Genomic DNA, 15,980 nt, shown 5'->3' on the forward strand with positions numbered 1-15,980 from the left:
TGCGGTCAGGCGGTTTTCTGTTCCCTGAGGCCCAGGTCTTCCATCATTTGATCACGCATGATGAATTTCTGAATCTTGCCGGTCACGGTCATGGGGAACTCGTCGACAAAGCGGATATAACGGGGAACCTTGTAATGGGCGATCTGGCCGGAACAGAATTCTTTTATCTCTTCTTCGCTGGCCTCCAGGCCCTCCTTGAGGCAGATCCAGGCGCAAAGTTCCTCGCCGAACCTGTCGTCGGGCACGCCGAACACCTGCACGTCGAGGATTTTTTCGTGCCGGTAGAGGAATTCCTCAATCTCCCGGGGATAGATATTCTCGCCGCCGCGGATCACCATATCCTTGACCCGGCCGACGATATTGCAGTAACCGTCCTCGTCCAGGGTGGCAAGGTCGCCGGTGTGCATCCAGCCGGCCTCGTCAATGGCTTCGTCCGTGCGCTCCGGATCGGCCCAGTAACCTTTCATGACGCTGTAGCCCCGGGTCAAAAGTTCACCCTGCACCCCGGCCGGGGTGACCTGGCCCTGCTCGTCCACGACCTTGACCTCCACATGGGGATGGATACGGCCGACGGTGGAGACGCGCTTTTCCAGGCTGTCGTCCCGGCTCGACTGAAAACTCACGGGGCTGGTTTCGGTCATACCGTAAGCGATGGTCACTTCCGACATATACAGCTGGGAGACCACCCGCTTCATCACCTCGATGGGGCAGGAAGCTCCGGCCATGATGCCGGTGCGAAGGCTTGATAGATCAAAACTTTCCCGTTCCGGATGATCCAGCTCGGCGATAAACATGGTCGGCACCCCGTGCAGGGCGGTGCATTTCTCCGCCGCCACCGCCTTCAGGGTCAGCAGCGGATCGAACCCGTCGTTGGGATAAACCATGCAGGAGCCGTGGGTGACACAGGTCAGATTGCTCATGACCATGCCGAAACAATGATAGAGCGGCACCGGAATACAGAGCCGGTCCTGCTCGGTAAAATTCATCGCCTCGCCGACGAAATAACCGTTGTTGAGGATGTTGAAATGGCTCAGCGTCGCCCCCTTGGGTGAGCCGGTGGTGCCGCTGGTGAACTGGATGTTGATGGCGTCATCGGGATCGAGCACCGTTTTCAGTTCCTCCAGCCGCTGAAAATGACTGTCATCGGCCAGGGAGGCGATGTCGGCAAAATTAAAGCAGCCGGGTGTTTTCTCTTCCCCCAGCCGGATCACCGCCTCAAGCTCCGGCAGCCGTTTGGCCTTGAGCGCACCCGGTTTGCAGGTCGCAAGTTCCGGCGCCAGATCATTAATCATGGCCATATAATCACTGCTCTTGAAGCTGGCCGCGGTGACCAGCGCCCGGCAGCCCACCTTGTTCAGCACATATTCCAGTTCCGCCCGGCGGTAGGCCGGGTTGATGTTAACCTGGATAATCCCGGCCTTTGCTGTGGCGAACTGGGTTATGACCCATTCGGCGCAGTTGGGCGCCCACACCCCGACACGGTCGCCGGGCTCAAAGCCCAGCGCCAGAAGACCTGCGGCAAAGTCATCAACCTGTTTTGAAAACTCGCTGTAGGTCCAGCGAATATCCTGGTGACAGACCACCAGTGCCTCCCGGTCACCATACAGCTCAACCGCCTCGTCAAAGGCCTCGCCAATGGTTTGATACCTGAGCGGCTTGTCGGAAATCCCGTTGACGTAGCTTTTTGCAAGCTTTTGCATCTTATATACCTCCACTATAGACTGGAATTCTAGCCTCTCGGGCGCCGCCGGTCCATAGGACCAAGGGTTAGACTCCCTCGCCGGGAAACATCATTCTTTAGTATCAGATCATAAATCGGCCTGCAGATGACCCGCTTATTGATCTTTTTGGTCCGGGGACAGTATAACAAGGCCGGACAAACCTGAAAAAGAGTGCAGATGACAGACGCCAAAAAGATATCCATTTACATCGACGCCGATGCCTGCCCGGTCAAGGAGGAGGCGCTGAAAGTCGCCTATCGCCACGGGCTACCGACCTTTCTGGTCAGCAATCAATGGCTCAGGATAGAAGTGGGGCCGCAAGTACAAAAGATTGTTGTGTCAGACGGTGCCGACGCCGCCGACGACTGGATCGCAGAGCATATTACCGAAAAAGATATCGGCATTACCGCAGACATTCCGCTCGCCAAACGATGCCTGGACAAGGGGGCAACAGCCCTGGGCCCAACCGGCAGGCTTTTCTCCGAAGAAAACATCGGCATGGCCATGGCCATGCGCGACCTGAATGCCCACAGACGGGAGACCGGTGAAAGCCGGGGATTGAACCCCACCTTCAGCAAGGCTGACCGCTCAAAATTTCTCGAAATGCTGGAAAAAATCGTACAGGAGAAACTGCGCGCGCCCTGACCTATTCCATCCGCTCGATCAGTGTGCGCAGCACACGCTTGAGGACCTCTTCCTCTTCCGCGCTGTAAGACTTGAGGATCTGCGCCTCATGCTCTTTTGATTTCAGCAAAAGGTCGGAGACCATGTCCCGGCCTTTGTCGGTAATACGGATCAGGGTGGAGCGCCGGTCATTGGGCGCATTATGCCGCTTAACCAGATTATCCGCCTCCATCCGGTCCAGGATCTTGGTCAGGGTCGGCTGTTTCATCAATACCGCATTGGCGAGCTTGCCGATGGGCATTTCCCCGCCGTCGCTGAGCGCCGCCAGAATACGCCAGCGCCCGCGATCAAGGCCGGTATCTTTGAGCACTGGCGTGAAGTCCTCCGCCACCAGATGGCTGGCCCGGGCCAGCAGGTGGGAAAGATAATCATCAAGGAAACCTGACTGCATGGGTTTGTCCATTACATACCTTTGTATGAAATTTCATAATTTTACTTTTCATGTATTTTAGCCTGTGTTAGGCTTCTTGTCTATTGATTCAGGGAAATAAAATGAAAACTGTTTACGACGTTTTTGCAAAAGCGGTGAAAGACCATGGCGACCGCCCCTTTGTCCATATCCCCCTGTCGGCGGCAAAAGGCTATAGCGCAACTGACGTAGATTACACATATGAGGAGGCCGCACGGGAAATAGAGTTGCGCCGCACGGCCTATGAAAGAGCCGGATATGGTGTCGGTCACCGGATCGCTATTTTGCTTGAAAACCGGGCCGACTTTTTCTTTCACTGGCTGGCGCTGAACGCGCTCGGTGTCGGTATTGTGCCCTTGAACGGCGAAGCCAGCCCCCAGGATCTGCAGTATATTATCTATCACGGTGATGCGGACCTTGTGGTCTCGCTACCGGAAAAAATCGCCCTTGTACGGGAAGCCGTCGAACTGGAACAAGATGCCCCCCACCTGCCGATCTGTGCGTCCGACCTCAATGACCTGCCCGGCGCGCGCAGGCCGGCCCTCGACCTGATCCCGGATACCGCCAGCGAATGCGCCATGCTCTTTACCTCCGGCAGCACCGGCCAGCCCAAGGGCTGCGTTCTCAGCAATGAATATTTCATCGCCTTTGGCGACTGGTACCGCAATGTGGGTGGTTATTGTGAGCTGAAACCTGGCGAAGACCGGCTTCTGACCCCGCTGCCGCTGGTGCATATGAATGCGCTGGCCTGTTCCACCATGGGCATGATGGCGGTTGGCGGCTGTATTATCCAGCTCGACCGTTTCCATCCGGGTAGCTGGTGGGACAGCGTGCGCGAGACCGGCGCCACTATCGTGCATTACCTGGGTGTTTTGCCGGCGATCCTGCTGAATATGGAGGCAAGCGCCAAGGACAAGGCCCATGACGTGCGTTTCGGTTTTGGCGCCGGAGTCAATCCCAAGCATCATGCCGCCTTTGAAGATCGCTTCGGCTTTCCCCTGATCGAGGCATGGGCCATGACCGAATCCGGGTGCGGCGGCTGCATCATCGCCAGCCATGAACCCCGCCATGTGGGAGAGTGTTGTTTCGGGCGCGCCACGGATGATGTGATCTACCGGCTTGTGGATGACGAAGGCAATGATGTGGAACCGGGCGCCCCCGGCGAACTGCTGGTCAAGGCGGCGGGCGAAAACCCGCGCTACGGCTATTTCGATCATTATTACAAGAATAGCGCCGCGACAGAAGAAACCTGGGAAGGCGGCTGGCTGCATACCGGCGATGTGGTCCGCGAAGGCCCCGACAAGTCGCTCTATTTTGTTGACCGTAAAAAGAATGTGATCCGCCGCAGCGGCGAGAATATCTCCGCCCTGGAAGTGGAAACCATCCTGTCCCAGGATCCTGCTGTGGAAGGGGTCGCGGTCGCCCCGGTCTATGACGAGATGCGCGGCGATGAGGTCATGGCCCTGATCGTGGCCAAGGCGGGTGGAACAGCTGATGACGCTCTGGCCCGGGAAATTTTTGACCGCTCCATGGAACAGCTGACCTATTACAAGACCCCGGGATATATCGCCTTCATCGCGGAACTGCCGCTGACGGCGTCGAAAAAACTCAAACGCGGTGATGTAAAGACGCTTTGTGCTAAACTTGTGGAAACGGGCGAGGCCATAGACCTACGTTCCCTCAAGAAAAGACCAAAGAAAGGCTAGAGGCGGCTTTATGACAACGAACAAACAGAAACAACCAGCATCTTATGACGGCGTCGCCCTGGTGGCGCCGGTCACGGTGCCTTACGAGCGCTTTAGCGAGTATGGCGCCCAGTGGTTTTTCGGCCGGGCGCTGGCGGAACTGGTGAAAAGCGCCGACATCGAAAAGAAAGACATCGACGGGCTGGCGGTCTCAAGCTTTACCCTGGCCCCGGATAGCGTCATCACCCTGACCCAGTATTTTTCCCTCACGCCGCGCTGGATCGAACAGATTCCGCTGGGCGGCGCTTCCGGTGTGGTGGCGCTGAGGCGCGCCGCCCGCGCGATCCAGGCAGGGGACGCGGAAGTGATTGCCTGCATCGGCGCCGACACCAACAAAAAAGAAGGCTTCCGGGAGCTTGTGGAAAATTTCTCGAGCTTTTCCGCCTCATCTTCTTATCCCTACGGCGCCGCCGGGCCGAACGGCGCCTTCGCCCTGATCACGCAACATTATATGGATCGCTTCGAAGTGAAACGGGAGGATTTCGCCCCCATCGCCATGGCCCAGCGCCATAACGCCCGGGCCTACAAACATGCCCTGATCAAAAAGCCCATGAGTCGCGAAGATTATCTCGACGCCCGCCCTATCGCCGGACCGCTGCATATGCTGGACTGCGTCATGCCCTGTGCCGGCGCGGAAGCCTTTCTGGTCATGTCAATTGACCGGGCAAGATCCCTCGGTCAGCCCTATGTGGTGATCCGGGCCGCCGACGAGCTGCATAACGCCTATACGGATGAAGATGCGATCCAGGTCAGGGCTGGCTGGGATAGTTTCGCCCCCGGAATGTATGAGCGGGCTGGCCTGGGACCAAAGGACATGAACCTGCTTTATACCTATGACGACTATCCGGTCATCTCCATGATGCAGATGGAGGATCTGGGTTTCTGCACAAAAGGGAAAGCCGCAGAATTTGTTCAGAACACTCCCCTGACTTTTGACGGTGGCGGGCTGGTGCATAATAGCTCCGGCGGCCAGCTGTCCTGCGGCCAGGCCGGTTCCGCCGCCGGCTATATCGGGGTGGTCGAGGCCATGCGCCAGCTCACGGGCGCCGCCCTCGGACAGCAGGTCGCCGACGCTCAAAGAGCGCTGGTCAGCGGTTACGGCATGATTAATTACGACCGCGGCCTGTGCGCCACCGCCGCCATTCTGGAGACGGGAGATAAAAAATGACCATCAAGCTTCCCGTCTGCACCAGTTGCGGCAAAACACAATATCCGGTCCGGGAAATCTGCGGCGAATGCCTCAGTGAAGACCTCAAATGGCTGGACATCCGGGCCGAGGGCGAGCTTCTCGCCAGTGTGCCGCTTTATCACAGCCTTGAAGAGTTCTATCAGGAGCGCCTGCCCTGGACCATCGGATCGGTCCGGCTCGAAGACGGCACCGTCATGATGGTCAATCTGGGCGAAACCATGGAGCCCGGCACTGAAGTAACCCTCCGTGCAGAAGAAGATCACAAGGGCCGAACAGTATACCGGGCCCAAAAGAAGGAAGAGTAAAATGACTGAACGCCCCGCAGCCGTTGTAACCGGCGGCAGTGCCGGCATCGGCGCCGCCATCAGCAAGCACCTGCTGAACGCAGGTTATGACGTGATCAGCCTGTCCCGCGGCAAGCCCGACTTTGAGCATGAAAACCTGCAGTACCGGGAAGTTGACCTGGCCGACCCCGCCGCCACCCGCGAGGTCGCCGACGAACTGGCCAAGGACTATAACGTCACTTCGCTTGTCAACAATGCCGGGGTGATCCGCCCGTCCCTGATCGAGGAGGTGAAGCTGGAGGACCTGGACTATCTCACCAACCTGCACCTTGGCGCCGCCATCACCCTGACCCAGGCCTTCCTGCCGGCCATGAAGGCGGCAGGTTTCGGCCGTATCGTCAATATGTCGTCCCGGGCTGTGGTCGGCCTGCCGACCCGGACAAATTATGCCGGCACAAAGGCCGCCATCATCAGCATGACCCGCACCTGGGCCATGGAGCTCGGCAAGCACGGCATCACCGTCAACGCCATTGCCCCCGGCCCCATCGTCACCGACATGTTCACCGACGTGATCCCGGAAGAAAGCGATCAGGCGCGGGCTCTCGCCGCCAGCATCCCGGTGCAGCGCCTTGGAAATGTTGATGACATCGCCGAGGCCACCATGTTTTTCCTGAAACCCTCGAGCGGCTTTGTCACCGGCCAGACCCTGTTTGTCTGCGGCGGCAGCAGCCTCGGCTCGATATCGCTTTAAAGCCTTTAAGGGAGAAAAGACCATGCAACCTACTATGGAAGATCTCAAACAACTGGTGCAGCCGAACCGCACCCACCGGCGCATCTATACGGATCCGGACATCTTCGACCTGGAAATGGAGCGCATCTTCGGCCGGGCCTGGATCTATATGGGCCATGAAAGCCAGATCCCCAATTCCGGCGATTTCCTGACCCTCAATCTGGCCAAAAAGCCGGTGATTGTCGCCCGCGACGGCAAGGGCAATATCCATGTCATGCATAACCAGTGCACCCACCGCGGCGCCAAGCTGGAAGGCAAAGCCTGCGGCAAGGCCCGCATCTTCCGCTGCTGTTATCACGGCTGGACCTTCAAGACCGACGGCACCCTGATGGGGGTTCCCGACAAAAAGGGCTATGACGGCACGGATTTCGACATTCACGATCCGGCGCTGAGCCTGAAACAGATCCGCTGTGAAAGCTATCGCGGCTTCATTTTCGCCACCCTGGACGACACTATGGTCGACCTGGAGGCTTACCTTGGTGACGCCAAAACCTCCATCGACAATATGATCGACCGCTCCCCGGACGGCGAGCTGGAGATTGCCGGCGGCGTGCTGCGGTATCGCCATAACTGCAACTGGAAATTCTTTGTCGACAACCTGAACGACACCATGCACCCCATGGTCACTCACAAATCGGTGGGCGATGCCTGCGCCGCCTATATCAAGGACCTGCCGAACCCGGACGACTATTCTCGGGAAGCAGACATCATCAATCCCTTCGGCTCCAGTTACGAATTCTTTGACGAGATGGGCGTTTCCGTCGGCCCCTACGGCCATGCCTTTACCGGCGGCCAGATGAGCATCCACAGCGAATATCGCGATATCCCCGACTATATGGACGCCATGCACAAGGCATACGGCGAGAAGAAGACCCAGCAGATCCTCTCCATCAACCGCCATAACACCATCTATTATCCGTCGCTGACCATCAAGGGCGCCATCCAGTCGATCCGTATCGTCCGCCCGATCTCCGTCGATGAAACCGAGATCGAGACCCTGACCTTCCGCCTCAAGGGCGCGCCCGACGAAATGCTGCAGCGGACTTTGCTCTACTCGCGCCTGATCAACTCGCCCTCCTCCATGGTCGGCAGCGACGATCTCGAGGCTTATGTGCGCTTGCAGGAGGGATTGCAATCCGGCGGCACCGACTGGGTCGACATGCGCCGCTATCTGGGCCGGGAACAGCATCCGGACGGCAATATGACCCGGGCCATCGGCACCAGCGACATAAGCCTGCGTAACCAGTATGCCGCCTGGCTTGATTTCATGACCCATGAAGACAAGAAGAAGGCGGCCTGAAGATGAGCAACAAACCAGATCTGAAAGAAATCGAGGCCTTCCTCTATCACGAGGCTGATCTTCTCGACAGCCTTGACCTCAAACCCTGGATCGAGCTGTTCACCGAGGACGGCGACTACTGGATGCCGGTGACGCCGGACCAGGAGGACCCGCTCAACCATATCTCGATCTTTTATGACGACCGGGCCATGATGACCATCCGTTATCACAACCTGGATCACGCCCAGGCCCCGTCCAAGCAATATCCGGTCAGAAGCTCGCACATTCTGGGCAATATCAGGCTGCTGGAGCATGACGGGGCGACCGGCAACTGCACGGTGAAGTCCAACTTCCAGGCCGTGGTCTTTTACCAGACCCAGACCGTCTTTGCCGGCACCTGTACCCATACATTGGTCAGGGAGGGAGATAGCTATAAAATCAAGCGCAAGCGGGTCGACCTGATCAACTGCGATGACTCCCACGGCTCGATCATCAATTATATCTAGGCATCAATTATATCTGACACAGAAAAGCCCGGCACACTTGGGCTTTTCTAACTCACAACCGTCACTACCCCCACCGCGGCGAACAGGATCGCCGCAGCGAGAGGGGCACAGGTCATTGTCCGGTGGAAAGCTCAGGCGGATTTGCGGGGGCGGGATTTTGGTTTGCGGGGGCCGGGGAGGTCAAGAGAGGTCGACGCCGGGGACAGGTCGCGGGCAAGCGCCGCATCCAGAATGGCCGGAGCAAGGATCAATGTCCTGATCTCGCCCGGGTGTTGCCGGCTCGGCTGCAGGTTGATCATGCAGGAAACACGGCGAAAAGCATTAAAGGATAATCCATCCAGAGGGGCCTCCTCTGTTTCCACGAGATAATTGCCGGCGGGCAACAGGTCATCATACCCCTCAAGGGTAAAGGGTCTGTTGAAGGTCACGGTCTTTTGGCTTGTGCGTATTTTCATCATATCCCCTGGGAAAAATTCTGTGTTTGTCAGGCATGCAAGGAGAGAACCTGGGCTCTCTCCCCGAACGGAAATGTTATTTCCCGGGCTTTTCCGGTTTGACCGGAATTTCTGCAGGTTTGACCTCCGGGCCGGCAACCGGTGCAGAAGTGACCAGCGTGGGAGCCGCCGGCTTCTTGTCAGATGACTGATGCTTTTGGGAGAAAGTTTTGTAGGACATATGAAATGCCTTTCCTGTAAAGCAGCAAGGATTTGCTGCTGTATTATATATGGGACGTACCCGCACAAGTTACAATAAGACAACGGCAGTATCTTTTCCGGCGATGTATCAGAAAAGAATTGTTATAACCCCCACGGCGGCAAACAGGACCGCGGCAGCGATATGGGCGGCCTGAAGCGGCAGGCGGCGCATCAGCGCCTCGCCCATATAGACCACCGGCACATTGGCGATCAGCATGCCGAGCGTGGTGCCGAGCGTGACCAGCAACACCGAGTCATATTGAGCGCCGAGGACTACGGTCGCCACCTGGGTCTTGTCACCGATCTCGGCAAGGAAGAACAGCACCAGCGAGGCCACGAACGCCCCGTAGCGGTCGAACTTGCCGTCCCCGTCGCCGTCCTTGTCCGGGATCAAGAGCCAGAAGGCCAGGATGATGAAACTGCCGCCAACGATCCAGCGGGAGAGGTCCTCCGGCACATACCCCACCGCCCAGTTGCCGAGGAAGGCGGAAATACCGTGATTGACCACCGTCGCCGCCAGAATGCCCATGATGATGGCCATCTTGTTGCGGTAGCGGGTGGCGAGAAACAGGGACAAAAGCTGGGTCTTGTCGCCGATCTCGGCCAAAGCCACGGTCAGGGTGGAAGTGAGAAAAGCATCCATGGATTACGCTATCCGTTCATTTTGCGCTGCTTGCTCCAATACCACCAGTTTTTCTGTTCTTGCGGCAGGTTGGGATCCCGAGCCTGGGCAATGGCGCACATAAACACATCAAGGCAGCAGATATCATGCTGCTCGCCGGTCTCCAAACATAATCTATGATAAAGATCCGCTCCGTCGCGGTTCCTGAGCTGCGCCACCGTGGTGATGCCCAACAGGGCAAGATCTTTCACGGTCGCTGGGCCGACGGAAGTAAGGTCAATGAGTTTGCGATGATCTGTGACGGTCATGATAATCTCTCCGTGATGTCTGTAAGAGGTTATCATATTCTGGACTGAAGTCAGGACCTTTACCGTCTCCACAGCGGTGCGGTCAGGCGCCTTTTGCCGTCCGGGGTCAGGTGCGCATCAGGATCGTTGAGCTGTACCCGGTCCCAGAGCTGGCAGGTCACCACCTTGTGCTTCTGGTCGAGGCCCTCGCAGTAGTTGGTATATTTGCAGACATTGACCGCATCGCCCGCGCCGGTTTTCACCTTCAAAAACCAGTCCGGGTCGGCCATGGCCTGCCGGGCGAGCCCCACCACATCGGCCATATCGGCCTTGAGGATATCTTCCGCCTGCTGGAAACCGTGGATGCCGCCGGCCACCACCATCGGCACATCAAGCCCGGCCTTTTGCAGGACTTTACGGATATGGGCCACCGGCTCCACATTGCGGCCGTAGGGACCCTGTTCATCCGACATGAACTGGGGCATACATTCATAACCGCTGGGGCCGGTATAGGGATAGATCGCCTCCCCCACCTTGGGCGGCAGCGCATCCTCGAACTTGCCGCCGCGGGAGAAGGAGAGAAAATCCATGCCCGCCTCGGCAAATTTTTGCGCGTAATAGGCCGTGTCCTTAAGCGTGCTGCCGCCCTCGATACAGTCCTCGGTCAACATGCGGCAGCCCAACACATAGTCTTCACCCACCGCCTTGCGACAGGCGTCATACACCTCCAATGGCAGGCGCACCCGGGCCTCGGGCGAACCGCCATAGCCATCCTCGCGCATATTCAGGCGCGACAGGAACGAGGCCATGGTATAGGCATGGGCGTAATGCAGCTCGACCCCGTCGAAGCCCGCCTCCTTCGCCCGCCGGGCCGCATCGGCAAACAGGCCGGGCAGCACCTCGGGCAACTCACGGATATGGGGGAGGTGCGTGTCACTCACCCGCTCCCGGTGGCCGCGCTCCAGATCTTCCTGTTCCCTTGGGGACAGGATTTTTGCAAGCGCCTCATCCTCCAGCACCATCAGGGCCTCGCGCACGGTCTGCTCGGACCAGTCCTCGGCCCCCAAAGCCTTCCTGTGCGCGTCGGTGACCTTCAGGAAACGGGACAGGAACTTGTCCCGGGCCGGTCGGCGGCGGATGGACAGGAAATCGATGATCTGGATATAGAGTTTGGTCTCGCCGCCGCTCGCCTTTTTCACGGCCTCGACGATGCGTTTGAGACCATCGATATAGCGGTCATGGCCGATCCTGAGCAGCGGGCCGGACGGCACATTGCGGATGCCGGTGGCTTCCACCACTATGGCGCCGGGCCGTCCTATGGCGAAGCGTTCATACCATTCCACCACCGCATCGGTCACTTCCCCGCCTTCCGTAGCCCGCCAGGGCACCATAGCCGGAATCCAGGTCCGCTGGTCAAGTTCCAGGTTGCCCTGCCTCAGCGGGGAAAACAGGCGCGAGGCGCTTGCCTCTTCCACAGAAGGCCAGGCCCCGGGAGCGGGCGGACATTTGATCTTTTCAGGCGGTTTCCACATGGTACAAACTCTTTTAACGGGGGGCGTGGGGGGACCGGTTCAGATTTTCCCGCATATGCTTCAGGACCTTCATAAACTGTTCCAGGTCCTCATCCGAGAGCCCCTCCACCGCGCAGTTATAGATATTGGCGTTGACCGACAGAGCGACTTCGAGCGCCTCCAGTCCCTTGTCGGTAATAAAGACCTGGATGTTACGTTTGTCCTGTTCCCAGGCCTTGCGTGTGACCAACCCATCCCGCTCCATGCGCTCCAGCATGCGGGTCAGGGTCGACATTTTGATGACCCCCTTACGGGCAAGTTCGTTGACCATGCTGGGATTCTTGTCACCAAGCAGGCCAAGCACCCGCCACTGGGTCTGGTCCATGCCAACGCCTTTAAGCGCTTCGGCCATTTCGGCTGTATAGGTCGCCGAGGTGTGGTTCAGGTGATAGAGGGGCGACTCTTCCAGAGTGAAGTTCTTATCCCCGGGTTTTTTAATGCTCATTCTTTTTCCCGTTTGTCGACAGACCTGCCCGGATCAGGCGGCTGTCCTTGCCGTAGCCACCTCGTCCAGTGCTGCCGCCAGGGCCACACCTTCCTCGTCCTTGAGGGCAGCTACTTTCAGCTTCTTCAGACACTCTGCCGCATCCTGACGGGTTTTGAAAGCCTCGTAAGCCGCCATGATTGTCATCACATTGCCGATGCCACGTTCATGGGTGCCGCTGTAGCCCTTGATCAGCCGCTGCAACCCGGCCACTTCACAGCCAAGCTCGTAGTCAAGACGGGCCGCTTCCTTCACCTTGTCGATCCAGGCTTCGATACGGGCGGTTTCCTTTTTAAACCGGAGACTGCCGCGGCGCATGCCCTTGAGGCTGCTGAGCACATAAAAAAGCAAAAATCCGGGCAGCCGCGTGGTGGTAATCCGCCGTCCCTTGCCGAGGAAACGATCAAAAACGGACCGCCAGAATTTACTGCCGAGAAAATAAGTGCCGAGCCCCGCCGGCAGGATGTCGCACATTTCCTCAAGCCGGGGATGCAGGTATTCAGACACATCCACAATCTGTCCGTCGGCCGCCTTGACGTCATCGCGGAACCGGTCGAAGCGGGACGCCCGCACCTTGAGGTCGGCGACCCGGATGGTGTCGTCATAAGCCATGGCCAGCGCCAGATAGCGGGCCATGTCCTTGGTCAGGCCGAAGCCCCGTTTCTCGCCACCAAGCTCCCGGTCCAGTTCGGCAACTTCACCCAGGCGGTCCAGATAGAGGTTAGCATAGGCCGGGTCCTGATAATCCACCAGTTTCTTCAGCCCCTCGGTCATCAGGAAATGGGCGTGGGCCGGAAAGTCCTTTTTCATGCGTTCCAGCAAAGGCGCCACGGTCGGAGACGGTTGTCCGGACGGGTTTTTGGCAGCTTCCACTTCTTCAACCGGAAGCTGGCCACGGGCCCGCTCGAAGCCCAGGGCAAAACCACGCAGATTGGCTGGCACCGCCTTCTTGGTGTCCTCGATGGTTTTTTCAAAGGTGCTGCGCTCGAAGGGCAAGGCCCCTGAACCTGCCAGCGCGCCGAACAAAACGGAACTGATCACCGCATTCACGGAACGGGCGGCCTCGTCCATGTTGAAACAGATGAATTTACCGGCGCTTTTTTGGGAAAGCTCGCGCACATTGTCCAGTTCGCGGCGTCCGTCACCCATTTCCTGTTTTTCAACTATGGCATAGTCGCGGTGATCGGATGCGAGAAGGGTTGTCTTGCCGGTCACAAAGCCGCGCACCAGCGCGCGCCCCGCCTCCATCATTTCCGAAGCAATGACGATGTCCACATCACCGGGAATTGGAGTCAGGGCCAGTACCGGTTTCTTACCGGCCCGCTCTGCCATATGGGCGGGAAACAGCTCGATATAATAGATCGTCGCGCCAGTGCGCTGGGCCACACCGGGCACAGAGGTATATTGCGCCATGTAGCCCTGGGATTCGGCCAGGTCGAGAATCCATTTGGACAAAACCCCGCCGCCCTGTCCGCCCATGGCGATAATGGCGATATTAATCGGACGGTCTTTTAAAAGTTCAGTCATGGCTCAGACCTCCCCAAAGCTGTATTTGGCGCGTTTTTTGTCGATCCGGCGCTGCAGGAAGCCAATCACTTTAACCCTTATTCCGGAAGTGAAACGATCCCACCCGTTAGGGTTATAGACCAGCTCCGCCCGGAAGAAGGACGGACACAGAACCGCCGCATGAGTGACCTCGCCACACACCCCGCAGCCGACGCAGTCATTGTTGACCCAGGCCACCGGGTCCTCCCGCAAGGGGTCCGGATTGTCGCGAATGGTCAATGAAGGGCAACCGGACAGGCGGATACAGGCGTGATCCCCGGTACAGGTGTCCGGATCAACACCGAACCTGGCCCGGACCACCCGCTTGCCGTCCTTGATCATTTTGTTGCGCTGGGGCTTTTCCCGGCGCTGGCGGTTGAGCATGCATTCGCTCTCGGCAATAATCACCTTGGGCCCCTTTTCCGGGGTCGTCATAGCTTCCCTGAGCACTTTCACCATGTCGCTGATGCGATAGGTTTCCACCGTGCGTTGCCATTTGATGCCGAGCCCGGCGATGGCCTTGCTGATGAGATTGTTGGTGCTTTTGCTCTTGTTTATGGCCCGGGAGGACAGAATATCCTGCCCGCCGGTCGCCGCACTGTAACCATTGTCCACAATGACCAGCAGGTTGTCATTCTTGTTGAACACCGCGTTGCCCACGCCACTGGTCAGGCCGTTATGCCAGAAGCCGCCATCGCCCATGATGGAGATGGTGCGCTTGTCAGATTCCGTATTAAACGCCGAGGCGCCGGACCAGCCCAGGCCATAGCCCATGGTGGTATTGCCGATATTAAAGGGCGGCAGGATGGAAAACAGGTGACAACCGATATCACAGCTTACATGAATATTGCCCAGTTCCCTCTGCAACAGCTTCATGGCCGTAAAGACCGGACGTTCCGGACAGCCGGTACAAAAGCCTACCGGGCGGGCCGGCACCGTTTCCGCCAGCGAGGCATGTTCCTCCTCGTTGAGAACGGCCGGCAAAGCCGGACTGTCGGCAATGACCTCGGTGTTGTTCTTTTCATAGAATTTTCTGACCCCTTCCAGAATCACCTGGCCGGTATATTCCCCGGCCAGCGGCAGCACGTCCTTGCCGTGCACCTTGGTCTGGATGTCCTTACGCCGAAGGATGGTATTGATATTCTGTTCCAGATATTCCGGCTGGCCTTCTTCCACCACCAGCACCGCTTTTTTATCGACACAGAAACCGGCCACTTCGTCATCAATCAGCGGATAGGTCACGTTCAGACAATAAACCGGGATGTCGGTATTGCCATAGTGGTCGGCAAGACCAAGCAGCGCCAGAGCCCGCATCAGCGTATTATACATGCCGCCCTGAACGATAATCCCGCAATCACCGCTGTGACCGCCGAGGAATTCGTTGAGCTTGTTATCCTTGATGAATTTCACCGCAGCAGGCCAGCGATGGCCCACTTTTTCATGTTCATGGACAAAGTTGGATGGCGGCAGCACCACACGGCCATAATCCCGCACCGGATTTTCCATCGCTTCCCGCAGGGTAAATTCCGGCCGCTTGTTTTCCCTGGCAATGAAGCTGCCGTGCACATGACAGGCCCGAATCCTGAGTTCCAGCATCACCGGCGTATTGGAGGCTTCCGATAGCTCAAATCCCTTTTCCACCATGTCGACAATGGATTCCAGGTTGGGCCGCGGGTCCAGCAGCCACATCTGCGACTTCATGGCAAAAGCATGGGAGCGTTCCTGCATGATCGAGGAACCTTCCCCGTAATCCTCACCAATGATCACCAGGGTGCCGCCCATGACCCCGCTGGAGGACACACTGGCCAGGGCGTCGGAGGCCACATTGGTGCCGACGGTGGATTTCCAGGTCACGGCCCCGCGCAGGGGATAATTGACAGAGGCCGCCAGCATGGCCGCCGCCGCCGCTTCGGAAGCGCTTGCCTCAAAGTGAATACCAAGTTCGGAAAGAATATCCTCCGCATCGGACAATACGTCCATCAGATGGGAGATGGGGGCGCCCTGATAGCCGCCCACATAGGAGACACCGGACTGCAGCAGCGCTTTGGTGACCGCCAGAATTCCTTCGCCGCGGAATTCCTCCCCGGCAGGAACCTTCAGGTCCTGAACTTCTTTTGCAAATGATCTTTCAGCCATAGTCCACCCGTCTTTTTAATTGGAGGAGCCGCC

The 15,980-nt window shown here is 58.0% G+C and carries 17 protein-coding genes; 7 read left to right on the top strand and 10 right to left on the bottom strand.

All coding sequences use genetic code 11. The annotated features are described in order from the left end of the window. Positions 1–5: 5 nt before the first annotated feature. The gene (locus ACN0YD_RS13380) at positions 6–1,700 is read right to left on the bottom strand and encodes an AMP-binding protein (protein WP_417320589.1); all 1,695 of its coding nucleotides are present in this window, start codon (positions 1,698–1,700) and stop codon (positions 6–8) included. 198 nt (positions 1,701–1,898) lie between these two features. On the opposite strand from ACN0YD_RS13380, the gene ACN0YD_RS13385 reads away from it, so the two are divergent. Further along, the gene (locus tag ACN0YD_RS13385; RefSeq protein WP_417320591.1) at positions 1,899–2,366 is read left to right on the top strand and encodes a YaiI/YqxD family protein; all 468 of its coding nucleotides are present in this window, start codon (positions 1,899–1,901) and stop codon (positions 2,364–2,366) included. Position 2,367: 1 nt separating this feature from the next. Here the strand turns inward: ACN0YD_RS13385 and ACN0YD_RS13390 are convergent, their stop codons facing one another. Continuing rightward, positions 2,368–2,796, bottom strand: coding sequence for a MarR family winged helix-turn-helix transcriptional regulator (locus ACN0YD_RS13390; RefSeq protein WP_417320593.1), 429 nt, complete (start codon positions 2,794–2,796; stop codon positions 2,368–2,370). A 101-nt stretch (positions 2,797–2,897) separates the two neighbouring features. Between ACN0YD_RS13390 and ACN0YD_RS13395 the strand changes: the two genes are divergently transcribed. From ACN0YD_RS13395 to ACN0YD_RS13420, 6 genes are read left to right on the top strand one after another with little or no spacing between them, the layout of a single operon-like run. Beyond that, positions 2,898–4,520, top strand: coding sequence for an AMP-binding protein (locus ACN0YD_RS13395; RefSeq protein ID WP_417320595.1), 1,623 nt, complete (start codon positions 2,898–2,900; stop codon positions 4,518–4,520). Between the two features lie 10 nt (positions 4,521–4,530). Further along, on the top strand, positions 4,531–5,727 hold the full coding sequence (locus ACN0YD_RS13400; protein WP_417320597.1) for a thiolase family protein: 1,197 nt from the start codon (positions 4,531–4,533) through the stop codon (positions 5,725–5,727). Next, complete coding sequence (locus tag ACN0YD_RS13405; RefSeq protein WP_417320599.1) at positions 5,724–6,053, top strand: Zn-ribbon domain-containing OB-fold protein; 330 nt, start codon at positions 5,724–5,726, stop codon at positions 6,051–6,053. The genes ACN0YD_RS13400 and ACN0YD_RS13405 overlap by 4 nt, the downstream gene beginning before the upstream one ends. Position 6,054: 1 nt before the next feature. Then, positions 6,055–6,783 (top strand): SDR family oxidoreductase, encoded by a 729-nt coding sequence (locus ACN0YD_RS13410; protein ID WP_417320601.1) that lies wholly within the window; start codon positions 6,055–6,057, stop codon positions 6,781–6,783. A 22-nt stretch (positions 6,784–6,805) separates the two neighbouring features. Continuing rightward, positions 6,806–8,122: an aromatic ring-hydroxylating oxygenase subunit alpha gene (locus tag ACN0YD_RS13415; RefSeq protein WP_417320602.1), complete on the top strand. Its 1,317-nt coding sequence runs from the start codon at positions 6,806–6,808 to the stop codon at positions 8,120–8,122. A 2-nt stretch (positions 8,123–8,124) separates the two neighbouring features. Next, positions 8,125–8,607: an aromatic-ring-hydroxylating dioxygenase subunit beta gene (locus tag ACN0YD_RS13420; RefSeq protein ID WP_417320604.1), complete on the top strand. Its 483-nt coding sequence runs from the start codon at positions 8,125–8,127 to the stop codon at positions 8,605–8,607. A 131-nt stretch (positions 8,608–8,738) separates the two neighbouring features. Here ACN0YD_RS13420 and ACN0YD_RS13425 read toward each other — a convergent pair whose 3' ends face one another. The 8 genes from ACN0YD_RS13425 to ACN0YD_RS13460 all read right to left on the bottom strand — a co-directional run bounded on the left by ACN0YD_RS13425 (position 8,739) and on the right by ACN0YD_RS13460 (position 15,947). Beyond that, on the bottom strand, positions 8,739–9,065 hold the full coding sequence (locus ACN0YD_RS13425; RefSeq protein ID WP_417320606.1) for a hypothetical protein: 327 nt from the start codon (positions 9,063–9,065) through the stop codon (positions 8,739–8,741). 73 nt (positions 9,066–9,138) lie between these two features. Further along, positions 9,139–9,282 (bottom strand): hypothetical protein, encoded by a 144-nt coding sequence (locus ACN0YD_RS13430; protein ID WP_417320608.1) that lies wholly within the window; start codon positions 9,280–9,282, stop codon positions 9,139–9,141. A 108-nt stretch (positions 9,283–9,390) separates the two neighbouring features. Further along, on the bottom strand, positions 9,391–9,945 hold the full coding sequence (locus ACN0YD_RS13435) for a TMEM165/GDT1 family protein (protein WP_417320610.1): 555 nt from the start codon (positions 9,943–9,945) through the stop codon (positions 9,391–9,393). Positions 9,946–9,953: 8 nt separating this feature from the next. Then, the gene (locus ACN0YD_RS13440; RefSeq protein WP_417320612.1) at positions 9,954–10,232 is read right to left on the bottom strand and encodes a helix-hairpin-helix domain-containing protein; all 279 of its coding nucleotides are present in this window, start codon (positions 10,230–10,232) and stop codon (positions 9,954–9,956) included. A 59-nt stretch (positions 10,233–10,291) separates the two neighbouring features. Beyond that, positions 10,292–11,743, bottom strand: coding sequence for an NADH:flavin oxidoreductase (locus ACN0YD_RS13445; protein WP_417320614.1), 1,452 nt, complete (start codon positions 11,741–11,743; stop codon positions 10,292–10,294). 13 nt (positions 11,744–11,756) lie between these two features. Next, on the bottom strand, positions 11,757–12,227 hold the full coding sequence (locus ACN0YD_RS13450; protein ID WP_417320616.1) for a MarR family winged helix-turn-helix transcriptional regulator: 471 nt from the start codon (positions 12,225–12,227) through the stop codon (positions 11,757–11,759). A 33-nt stretch (positions 12,228–12,260) separates the two neighbouring features. After that, positions 12,261–13,793 carry an indolepyruvate oxidoreductase subunit beta family protein gene (locus ACN0YD_RS13455; protein WP_417320618.1) on the bottom strand — a complete coding sequence of 511 codons (1,533 nt, stop codon included), beginning with the start codon at positions 13,791–13,793 and terminating at the stop codon, positions 12,261–12,263. 3 nt (positions 13,794–13,796) lie between these two features. Then, entirely contained in the window at positions 13,797–15,947 is a 2,151-nt protein-coding gene (locus tag ACN0YD_RS13460) for a thiamine pyrophosphate-dependent enzyme (protein ID WP_417320620.1), read from the bottom strand. Positions 15,948–15,980 lie beyond the last annotated feature (33 nt).

Origin of the sequence: Emcibacter sp., assembly GCF_048269205.1 — a bacterium.
Lineage (GTDB): Bacteria > Pseudomonadota > Alphaproteobacteria > Sphingomonadales > Emcibacteraceae > Emcibacter.